A 9,248-nucleotide genomic window follows, 5' to 3' on the forward strand; every position below is an offset into this window, starting at 1 on the left:
GAGCTCCAGCGTCGTCAGACCGACGGACAGACCGAGTTGTCTGTCCCCAGTAGTGAGGTGTCTTTGCCGGAAGGTCTGGTCGACCCCCGTTCAGGCGCCCTATCGTGACGTCTGGATCAGCCGATCGACCCAGTCGGCCCCGCCTACCCGAACCGCCTGGTGACGTTCCCCGACACCTCCAGGCCCCCTACCCGATCCTTGGAACACCCCTGTGCGAGAGCTCACCGGCACCCGAATGCCGCGGCCCCGCGTCGGCACCGATCTCGTGACCGTCGCGGATGTCCGCGACTCCGTCACGCGCTTCGGCGCCTCCTACCTGAACCGCGTCTTCACGCCGATCGAGCTCGACCAGACCCAGGGCGACGTCGAACGGCTCGCGGCGCGGTTCGCCGGCAAGGAGGCAGTCGTGAAAGTGCTGCGGCCGAGCCGCGATCAGGGTCTTCCTTATCGCGACGTCGAGATCGCGAACGCTCCGTCGGGAGCGCCACGGGTGCGGCTTCACGGCCTCGCCCGTCTCGAGGCCACGGGCAGCGGGATCCACAGCATCGCCATCGCCCTCACCCACGATCACGGTGTCGCCCAGGCCACCGCGTTCGCGCTCCTTACCCGAAAGGACCCCTTCGACATGAAGGCAACGATCCGCACCGTGCTCGACCAGCACGGACACCTCGTCACGCCCGTCGCCGAGCTCGGCGACGGCGACGACCTCTACCAGGCCGGCCTCTCGTCGCACGCGACGGTGAACGTGATGCTCGCCCTCGAGGAGGAGCTCGACCTCGAGTTCCCCGACGAGCTCCTGAGCCGCGCCACCTTCTCGTCGATCGACTCCCTCGAGGCCGCGGCCAGCGCCCTGGGCGTCGACGCATGAACCTCACGACCTCTCGCGGCCTCCTCGCCGACCGCGCCCGCCAGGTGGCGGAGATCGCCGCCCGCCACGTGCACGACGTCGACGCCCGCGCCCGCTTCCCGCGCGAGGCCGTCGACGCGCTCCGCTCGAACGGCCTGCTGGCCGCGGCGGTCCCCTCGGCCCTGGGCGGCGAGAACGCCACCCTCCACGACCTCTCCGAAGTCGCCAGGATCCTCGCAGAGTCGTGCAGCGCGACCGGCATGATCTTCGTCATGCACCAGATCCAGGTGCTCTGCCTCACCCGCCACACCCACGGCTCGACGACCGTCATCCGCACGCTCCGCCGCCTCGTGATGGACGGCACGCTGATGGCGTCTGCCACGACCGAGGCCGGCATCGGCGGCAGCACCCGCACCAGCGGCTGCGCCATCGACGAGCAGCCGAACGGCACCATCGTGCTCCGGAAGACCGCGCCGGTCATCTCGTACGGCGCCTTCGCCGACGTCATCCTGACCACGGCCCGCGCCTCGCTCGAGAGCGCGCCGTCCGACCAGGTGCTCGTCATCTGCCCCCGGGCGACGACCCGCCTCACGCAGCTCGGCGAGTGGGACACCCTCGGCTTCCGCGGCACCTGCAGCCCGGGCTTCCAGCTCGAGGCCACCGTCGACCGCGAGCACATCGTGCCCGACGACTTCGCCACCATCTCGGCCGAGACGATGCTCCCGGTGTCGCACCTCCTCTGGGCCACCGTCTGGCTCGGCATCTCCGACGCGGCCGCCGCGAAGGCGGCCACCGCCGTTCAACGCTCCGCCCGCAAGAGCATCGGCACCCTGCCTCCGGCCGCCACGCGCCTGGCCGAGCTCCTCGGCAAGGTCGCCGCCTTCGGCGGCCTGGTCGAGTCGTCGACCCGCGCCTTCGACGACGACGCGGACGACCGCGCCGCCCTCACGAGCATCCCCCGGGCGATCGCGCACAACTCGCTCAAGATCACGGCGTCCGACTCGGTCATCGACATCGTCGGCCAGGCCATGCTGGTCGCCGGCATCGCCGGCTACCGCCAGGACTCCGACCTGAGCCTCGGCCGCCTGCTCCGCGACTCGTACGGCACCGCGGTCATGGTCAACAACGACCGCATCCTCGCGAACAACGCGCAGCTCTCGCTGCTCCAGCGACGGAAAGCCCGACGATGACGAACCCGACGATGACGACCGCAGCGGTGACGAGCCCAGCGACGACCGCCCCGGCTGCGACAGCCCCGGACTCCGACCTCGAGGCCGCCCGCTCCGAGTTCCGTGATGAGCTCCTGGCCTCCGGCCTGCTGATCGACGCCGGCGAGCTCGGCCTCTACGGCCGCTCCGGCCTGTTCGAAGACGTCGTCGACGGCATCAGCCGCTCCGTCACCCGCTTGCTCGCGGATCTGAACGCCGAGCGCATGCGCTTCGCCCCCGTCTTCCCGCGGCCCGAGTTCGAGAACACCGACTACATCGTGTCGTTCCCCCACCTGACCGGCGCCGTCAACGGCTTCACCGGCACCGAGGCGGACCACCGCCGGCTGGTGAGCGCGCGGGCGAACGGCGAGGACTGGAGCGCGTGGCTGAGCCCGGCGGAGACCGTGCTCGTTCCTGCCGTCTGCCATCCCCTGTACGAGCGCCTGCGCGGAACCCTCCCGGCAGGCGGGCGCACCTTCGACCTGAGCGGCTTCTGCTTCCGGCACGAGCCCTCGATCGACCCGATGCGCCTGCAGGCCTTCCGGCAGCAGGAGTTCGTGCACGTCGGGCTCGAGACCGACGCCGGGGAATTCCGCAACGCGCAGAACGAGCGGCAGCTCGCCGGCCTGCTCGACCTGGGTCTCGACGCCCGCGTCGTCGCGGCGAACGACCCGTTCTTCGGCCGCACCGGACGCATGCTGGCCCGCAACCAGCTCGCCGACGAGGCGAAGCTGGAGGTCGTGGTGCCGATCTACGGCGACCTCGACGAGGGCACCGCGATCGCGTCGGCCAACAACCACGGCGACCACTTCGGCGCGACCTTCGGCATCCAGACCGTCGACGGATCGCCCTCCGCCAGCTCGTGCCTCGGCTGGGGCCTCGAGCGGATCGCGCTCGCGCTGGTCCGCACCCACGGCACCGACGTCGCGTCGTGGTCGCCCGCCGTCCGCTCCTCGCTCTCGCTCGCATGAGCGCCGAGCAGCGCACCGTCGACACCTGGCTGGGCGACGGTGCCGTCCTGGCGACACTGCACCTGCCCACGATCGGCGGGGCGACCGGCGTCGTCATCTGCCCGCCGCTCGGCTACGAGTACTCCGTCGCGTACCGCACGCTGCGCCACCTGGCCGACCGGCTCGCGACGGCGGGATTCGCCGCGATCCGCTTCGACCACGCCGGCTTCGGCGACTCGATGGCCGAGCCCTCGCTCGACATGGGCGCCCGCCTGGCGGCGGCCGAACTGCGCATCGCCGGAGCCGACCGCATCGTCTACCTCGGCCTCGGCAGCGGGGCGCTCGTCGCCTCCCGGCACGCCACCGACGACCCCGGGGCCGCGGGTCTCGTGCTGTGGGACCCTGCCGGGTCGGGCAGGGCCTGGCTCCGGCGCCAGAGCGCGCTCTACACGATCGAGGTCGGCGACGTCGCCGATCAGGCGCCCGAGGGCGTCGTCGAGGTGGCCGGCGCCGAGTTCACGCGGGAATTCGCCGACCGGATCGCCGCGCTCGACTACGACGCGTCTCTCGCCGAGCGCATGCCCGTGCTGGTGGCCGTGCGCGAGTCGAGCGCCGGGCCGACGCTGCCGAAGGCGCTGCGGCCGGCGAAGGACGCCGTGACGGTGCTCGAGGTGCCCGGGCACGAGGACTCCCTCGACATGTCGAGCATCCTCGCCTCGATCCCGGCCGCGAGCGTGACGGTGGTGACCGACTGGATGCGCCGCTCGTTCGCGGTGGGCGACGGCGTGCTGCGAGTTCCTGCGCCCGTCACCACTGCGGTCGTGGGCGACCTCGTCGAGGAGCTCGTCCGCTTCGGCCCGCACGACCTCTTCGGCATCGTCACCCGGCACGCCTGGAGCGGCAGCGGCAGCTGGGAGGCGCCCGCCGTCGTGCTGCACAACGGCTCGGCGGAGCACCGCGTCGGAGCCACCCGCCACCAGGTCGAGCTCGCCCGCCGGCTCGCCATGCGCGGCATCCGCTCGCTCCGCTTCGACCGCCGGGGCACGGGCGAGTCGACGCCGGTCGACGCCCACGAGCCGAGCATGCTGTTCACGCAGGCCTGGCTCGACGACCACGCGGCCGCCGTCGACTACCTCGACCTGCCCCGCGAGCGCCTCGGCGTCGTCGGCATGTGCGTCGGGGGCTGGATCGGCCTGGTCTCGCGCCCCGAGTCGGCGCGCTTCGTGGCGGCGCTGGCTCTGAACGACCACCGCGTCGTGCCGCAGGAGCCTCTCGTGCACCGACCTGAATCCGGGGCGCAGGAACTCGCCCCCGCCCTCCGCGACCGCCTCGTCGCAGGGGCGAAGCGGCACCTGCCGTCGGGCCTCCTGGCGGCTCTCGCGTCGCGGGGCGTGCTGCGGTTCGCCGAGCCCAACCTCCGTCGCGCGCTCGCGGCGGGCACCGACGTCGTGGTCCTGCTCGGGCCGGAAGACGCAGCCGTGTGGCGCGCCCACGGCGGGCCCGCTGCCGAGCGTCGGCTGCGCCGGTCGGGGTCGGGGTCGGGGGCTCGGGCGCGGGCGCGCGGGTCCCTCACGGTCGTCGAGCGCGCGTCGGGCGACCACGCGCTGTACAGCCCCGGCATCCGCTCCGCCGCCCTCGACCTGTCGGTCGAGCTGGCGGTGCGCGAGTTCGGCCTCGCGGAGGCGGGCTCGCCGATCTCCGCTGGCCGGCTGCGACCGGAACGGGGCTAGTCGGCCTCGGGCCGGAACACCGCCCGCAGACGCGGCGCAGCCTCCGAGAACGCGTGCTCGACGGCGTCCCACTCGGCCGGCCCGGCGCCCGACGGCTCGAGCTGCAGCGCGCGCAGGCGGTGCCCGGTCACCCAGGTCTCGACCGTCACGGCGCCGCGCAGCAGCCGGAGGTGCTCGACCTCGGGGTCGCGCAGCATCTCGGCCGACAGCGGCTCGCCGCTCACGGTCTCGACCCCCAGCGACTGCAGGACCCGGAACACCCGGCGCTCCGACAGCGCCGGCGCCGCCTCGAGGTGCTCGGCGTCGCCCCGCCGCGACAGCAGGATCATTGGCTCGCCGACGACCGACGCCGACTCGTCGGGGTTCAGGATCGCCTGCGCCTCGGCGACCGACACCAGCACGGGCGCGGGCTCCGGCTCGGCGGGCGGTGGCGGGGGCTGCTTGTACATCGGCACCGGAACGAGCAGCACGGGCTCGGAGGCGAGCGGGGTCAGGATCGACGCCCCTCGCACGGTCGGCGCATCGACGAGATGGAAGAGGTTCGCCACCAGGTCGCGCAGCCGCTCCGGGCGCGACGCCTCGCTGCCCATGTCGTCGTAGTCGGCGGCGGCGGTGCCGTGGTCGAACAGCCGGCTCGCGACGTTGGCGATGCGCGGGTCGATCGACACCCACGAGCCTCGGAACGCGATGCCGGTGCGGTGCTGGTCGGAGTCGACCCACCTGGTGCGACCCACGGGGACGTTGACCGTCCATGCAGTGGCCGGGTCGAGTCGACGCAGCACCTCGAAGACGTAGCTGCCGAGGGCCTCCGTCGCGTAGTACGTGGCGCCGTGGTTGCCGCCGGGCCAGCCGAACGCCCAGCCCAGCGAGTAGCGGACGCGCGAGTCGACGCCCGGAAGATCGGCGTCCACGAAGTCGATGAACCACTCCCACAGCTCGACGAGGCTCTCGAGCGAGCCGTCGAGGAGGTCGATCGGGCCGCCGGTCTCACGGATCCAGTGGCTGAGCTCGACCAGGCGAGGCTCGTGCCGCTGCTCGACGAACGCGCGCCAGAGCTCCGCCTGCTGGCGAGTGAGCTCGTGGATCTCCACGGTGAATCCCCCTGATCGGTTGATGACAGCCAACCAGAATTGCGGCGCTTCGCCCAATACCCCTCTTCGGGAAGCATCGGCGTGTCCCGCACCGTGGCTAGGGTGGGGTGCAGGAACTCGAGATGGGCGGCTGGTCATGCACGACGCGTTCGACGCCGCCCTCGACGCTCTGGCGGAGGCCGGCGACGATGAAGCGGCCCTCTGCCAGCCCTTCATCGACGTGCTCCGCGTCACCGGCGCCTCGGTGGCCTCCCTCGGCCCGCCGCTCGGCAGCGAGACGGTCGCCGCCAGCGATCCTCTGGCGCTCCGCCTCGACGAGCTGCAGTTCGACCTCGGCGAGGGGCCCTGCTGGGACGCCCTCGCGACGGGCCGTCCGGTGATCGAGCCCGACGTGCGGGAGTCGGTCCACGGCCACTGGCCCGCGTTCTCCCGTGCCATCCAGCACGACGACGTGGGCGCGCTCTTCGCCTTCCCGCTGCACGTGGGGCCGCTGAGGCTCGGTGCCGTCGACCTCTACTCGGGCGATCCCCGATCTCTGAACGCGGCCGAGCAGCGGCAGGCCGGCGCCATGTCGGGCGTCGTCGGCCGCTCGGTTCTCCGTCGCGCTCTCGAGCGGGCATCCGACGACGGGCAGGTCGACCTGGCGCCGCACTCGCGCCGACTCGTCCACCAGGCCACGGGGGTCGTGCTCGCGCAGCTCGGCACCTCGCCCGAGGACGCCCAGCTGATCATCCAGGCCCACGCGTTCGCGTCGGCCCGCTCGGTCGGCGAGGTCGCCGACGACATCCTGGGCGGGCGGCTCTCGTTCAGCACCAGCGCCGACGGAATCGAGGACCATCCATGACCGACGTCACCCGCGAGGCGCGCCTCGTCGACGTGTTCACGACCCTCGCCGACACCCTCGTCGACGACTACGACATCGTCGAGCTGCTGCAGACGCTGGTCGACTCGTGCGTCGACCTGTTCGACGCCGACGCGGCGGGGATCCTCCTGGTCGACGAAGCCGGGATCCTGGAGGTCATCGCCTCCACGAGCGAGGCGAGTCGCGTCGTCGAGCTCATGCAGGTCAACGGCGAGGCCGGGCCGTGCTTCGAGTCCTTCATGACGGGGCAGGTGATCGCCGTTCCCGACGTCCACGACGTCAAGCCGGAGTGGCAGCTGTTCGCGGCCGACGCCCTCGCCGGCGGGTTCACCGCCGTCCACGCCATCCCCCTGCGGCTCCGGGACGTCACGATCGGCGCCTTGAACCTGCTGCGCTCCGAGGCGGGGAGCCTGGAGGCCGACGACGTGCGGGCGGCCCAGGCGCTGGCCGACGTGGCGACCATCGGCGTGCTCCACGAGCGCAGCCTTCGCGAGAGCCTGGTCGTGCGCGAGCAGCTCCAGCGGGCCCTGCAGACGCGCGTCGTCATCGAGCAGGCCAAGGGCGTCCTGTCACAGGTGCACGGCATCTCGACCGACGAGGCGTTCGCGCGTCTGCGCTCGTATGCGCGCAGTCACGGGCAGCTTCTGTCGGTGCTGGCGGAGGACGTAGTGCGCAGACGCGTGACGCTCTGAAGCCCCGCCGGGGCTCCTGCTGCTACTGGAACGACGCCGCCACGGCGTTCCGGTGGTAGTCGAAGACGATGCTCGTGCGGGTCGACGCGACACTCGGCTGGGCCGACAGGTGCTCCACGACGAAGGTGCGCACCGCCGAGCTGTCTTCGACCGCGATGTGGATGATGAAGTCGTCGACCCCGCCGAGGAAGAACACCTGCAGCACCTGGGGCAGGCGTCGTACCTCCTCCGAGAACGCCACGATGCTGGCCTGCCGCGCACCCGGCCGGAGAGTGACGCCGACGATCGCCTGCAGCGGCAGACCGAGGGCGCGCTGGTTGACGCTCGTCATGAAGTCGGTGATGACGCCGCGCTCGACGAGGCTCCGCAGCCGGCCGTGGACGGTAGACGGGGCGACCCCGACGGCAGCCGCGATGTCGGTGTTCGACAGCCGTGCGTCGGTCGTGATGGTCTCGAGGATTCGCCGGTCGAGGTCGTCGATCTCGTCGATAGGCCGAAGATCCTTCGATTCGGGCACGTCAGGACTCCTCGATTGTGATTATTCGGGCGCGCAACGCCATTTTCTCGACGGATCGTCGCGCGAAACCCAATCGTAACGACGAATCATCAGACTCGAATCATGCGAGTAGGAATCCCGACCGAGATCAAGAACAACGAGAACCGCGTCGCCATCACCCCCGCCGGGGTCGACGCTCTCACCCGCCGCGGGCATGACGTCGTCGTGCAGGCCGGGGCGGGCACCGGATCCCGCATCGCCGACGCCGACTACGCCGCAGCGGGCGCGACGATCCTCCCCACCGCCGCCGAGGTCTGGGGCACCGCCGAGCTCCTCCTGAAGGTGAAGGAGCCCATCGCCGCCGAGTACGGCCTCCTCCGCCCCGACCTCGTGCTCTTCACGTACCTGCACCTCGCTGCCGACCGCCCCCTCACCGAAGCCCTCATCGGCGCAGGAACGACGGCCATCGCCTACGAGACCGTCCAGATGCCCGATCGCAGCCTCCCCCTCCTCTCCCCTATGAGCGAGGTCGCCGGCCGCCTGTCGATCACCGTCGGCTCCTACGCCCTGATGAGGTCGGCCGGGGGGCGCGGCACCCTCCTCGGCGGCGTGCCCGGCACCCCGAAGGCGAAGGTGGTCGTCATCGGCGGCGGCGTCGCCGGCGAGCACGCAGCCGCCAACGCGCTCGGCATGGGCGCCGACGTGACCGTCATCGACGTCTCCCTCCCGCGCCTGCGCGCCCTCGAGGTGCAGTTCGGCGGCCGGATCCAGACGCGGCACTCGACGCCGTTCGCGATCGCCGAGCAGCTCCGCGAGGCCGACCTCGTGATCGGGTCAGTCCTCATCCCCGGTGCCGCTGCTCCCAAGCTCGTGACCGACGACATGGTGGCGACGATGAAGCCCGGAGCCGTGCTCGTCGACATCGCCATCGATCAGGGCGGCTGCTTCGAGGGGTCTCACCCGACGACGCACGACGCCCCGACGTTCCCGGTGCACGACGCCGTCTACTACTGCGTCGCCAACATGCCGGGCGCGGTGCCCGAGTCGTCGACCCGCGCTCTCACCAACGCGACGCTCCCCTACGTCACGGCTCTCGCCGACAAGGGGTTCGAGGGGGCCGTGGCCGCAGACGCCGCGCTCGCGAAGGGGCTGAACATCCGCCAGGGGGCGGTGTGGAACGCCGGCGTGGCCAGCGCGCTCGGGCTGGAGCTGGCGGGCGGAATCGCCTAGTTCCTGCGCCTGATCAGGGGTGCTCAACGCGCTGAGAGATCGTCATGGGTCACGAACGGGTAACGGAGGGCACCCGGACCAAACCCTCCCGGGGAGGGTGGCGAATACATGACATCGGGCAAACGCCCAACGAACACCGATC

9 protein-coding genes are annotated in these 9,248 nt (G+C 71.8%); 7 read left to right on the forward strand and 2 right to left on the reverse strand.

What is annotated here, in order from left to right:
* The first annotated feature begins 211 nt into the window (after positions 1-211).
* Genes EDF46_RS18530 through EDF46_RS08760 form a run of 4 tightly spaced genes read left to right on the forward strand, consistent with a single transcriptional unit; the run spans position 212 to position 4,735 of the window.
* Complete coding sequence (locus tag EDF46_RS18530; RefSeq protein ID WP_199738238.1) at positions 212-868, forward strand: acyl carrier protein; 657 nt, start codon at positions 212-214, stop codon at positions 866-868.
* Entirely contained in the window at positions 865-2,037 is a 1,173-nt protein-coding gene (locus EDF46_RS08750) for an acyl-CoA dehydrogenase family protein (protein WP_123505862.1), read from the forward strand. Before EDF46_RS18530 ends, EDF46_RS08750 begins: the two co-directional genes overlap by 4 nt.
* Positions 2,034-3,026, forward strand: a complete 993-nt coding sequence (locus EDF46_RS08755; protein ID WP_123505863.1) for an amino acid--[acyl-carrier-protein] ligase — start codon at positions 2,034-2,036, stop codon at positions 3,024-3,026. The genes EDF46_RS08750 and EDF46_RS08755 overlap by 4 nt, the downstream gene beginning before the upstream one ends.
* Positions 2,987-4,735, forward strand: a complete 1,749-nt coding sequence (locus tag EDF46_RS08760; RefSeq protein WP_123505864.1) for a hypothetical protein — start codon at positions 2,987-2,989, stop codon at positions 4,733-4,735. The genes EDF46_RS08755 and EDF46_RS08760 overlap by 40 nt, the downstream gene beginning before the upstream one ends.
* Here the strand turns inward: EDF46_RS08760 and EDF46_RS08765 are convergent.
* Entirely contained in the window at positions 4,732-5,826 is a 1,095-nt protein-coding gene (locus tag EDF46_RS08765; protein ID WP_123505865.1) for a hypothetical protein, read from the reverse strand. The two genes, EDF46_RS08760 and EDF46_RS08765, sit on opposite strands and share 4 nt — an antisense overlap.
* A gap of 136 nt (positions 5,827-5,962) precedes the next feature.
* On the opposite strand from EDF46_RS08765, the gene EDF46_RS08770 reads away from it, so the two are divergent.
* Positions 5,963-6,670: a GAF and ANTAR domain-containing protein gene (locus EDF46_RS08770; RefSeq protein ID WP_123505866.1), complete on the forward strand. Its 708-nt coding sequence runs from the start codon at positions 5,963-5,965 to the stop codon at positions 6,668-6,670.
* On the forward strand, positions 6,667-7,380 hold the full coding sequence (locus EDF46_RS08775) for a GAF and ANTAR domain-containing protein (protein ID WP_123505867.1): 714 nt from the start codon (positions 6,667-6,669) through the stop codon (positions 7,378-7,380). The genes EDF46_RS08770 and EDF46_RS08775 overlap by 4 nt, the downstream gene beginning before the upstream one ends.
* A 22-nt stretch (positions 7,381-7,402) precedes the next feature.
* Here EDF46_RS08775 and EDF46_RS08780 read toward each other — a convergent pair whose 3' ends face one another.
* The gene (locus EDF46_RS08780; protein WP_123505868.1) at positions 7,403-7,897 is read right to left on the reverse strand and encodes an Lrp/AsnC family transcriptional regulator; all 495 of its coding nucleotides are present in this window, start codon (positions 7,895-7,897) and stop codon (positions 7,403-7,405) included.
* Between the two features lie 102 nt (positions 7,898-7,999).
* Between EDF46_RS08780 and ald the strand changes: the two genes are divergently transcribed.
* A complete protein-coding gene (ald, locus tag EDF46_RS08785; protein ID WP_123505869.1) occupies positions 8,000-9,106 on the forward strand; it encodes an alanine dehydrogenase in 1,107 nt (368 codons plus the stop codon).
* Positions 9,107-9,248 lie beyond the last annotated feature (142 nt).

This window comes from Frondihabitans sp. PhB188 (assembly GCF_003752365.1).
GTDB lineage: Bacteria > Actinomycetota > Actinomycetes > Actinomycetales > Microbacteriaceae > Frondihabitans.

Bases quoted from the DNA above. Each gene is read 5' to 3' on its own strand.
- EDF46_RS08755 (WP_123505863.1), top strand. From the start codon at position 2,034: ATGACGAACCCGACGATGACGACCGCAGCGGTGACGAGCCCAGCGACG.
- EDF46_RS08750 (WP_123505862.1), top strand. From the start codon at position 865: ATGAACCTCACGACCTCTCGCGGCCTCCTCGCCGACCGCGCCCGCCAG.
- ald (WP_123505869.1), top strand. From the start codon at position 8,000: ATGCGAGTAGGAATCCCGACCGAGATCAAGAACAACGAGAACCGCGTC.
- EDF46_RS08775 (WP_123505867.1), top strand. From the start codon at position 6,667: ATGACCGACGTCACCCGCGAGGCGCGCCTCGTCGACGTGTTCACGACC.
- EDF46_RS08770 (WP_123505866.1), top strand. From the start codon at position 5,963: ATGCACGACGCGTTCGACGCCGCCCTCGACGCTCTGGCGGAGGCCGGC.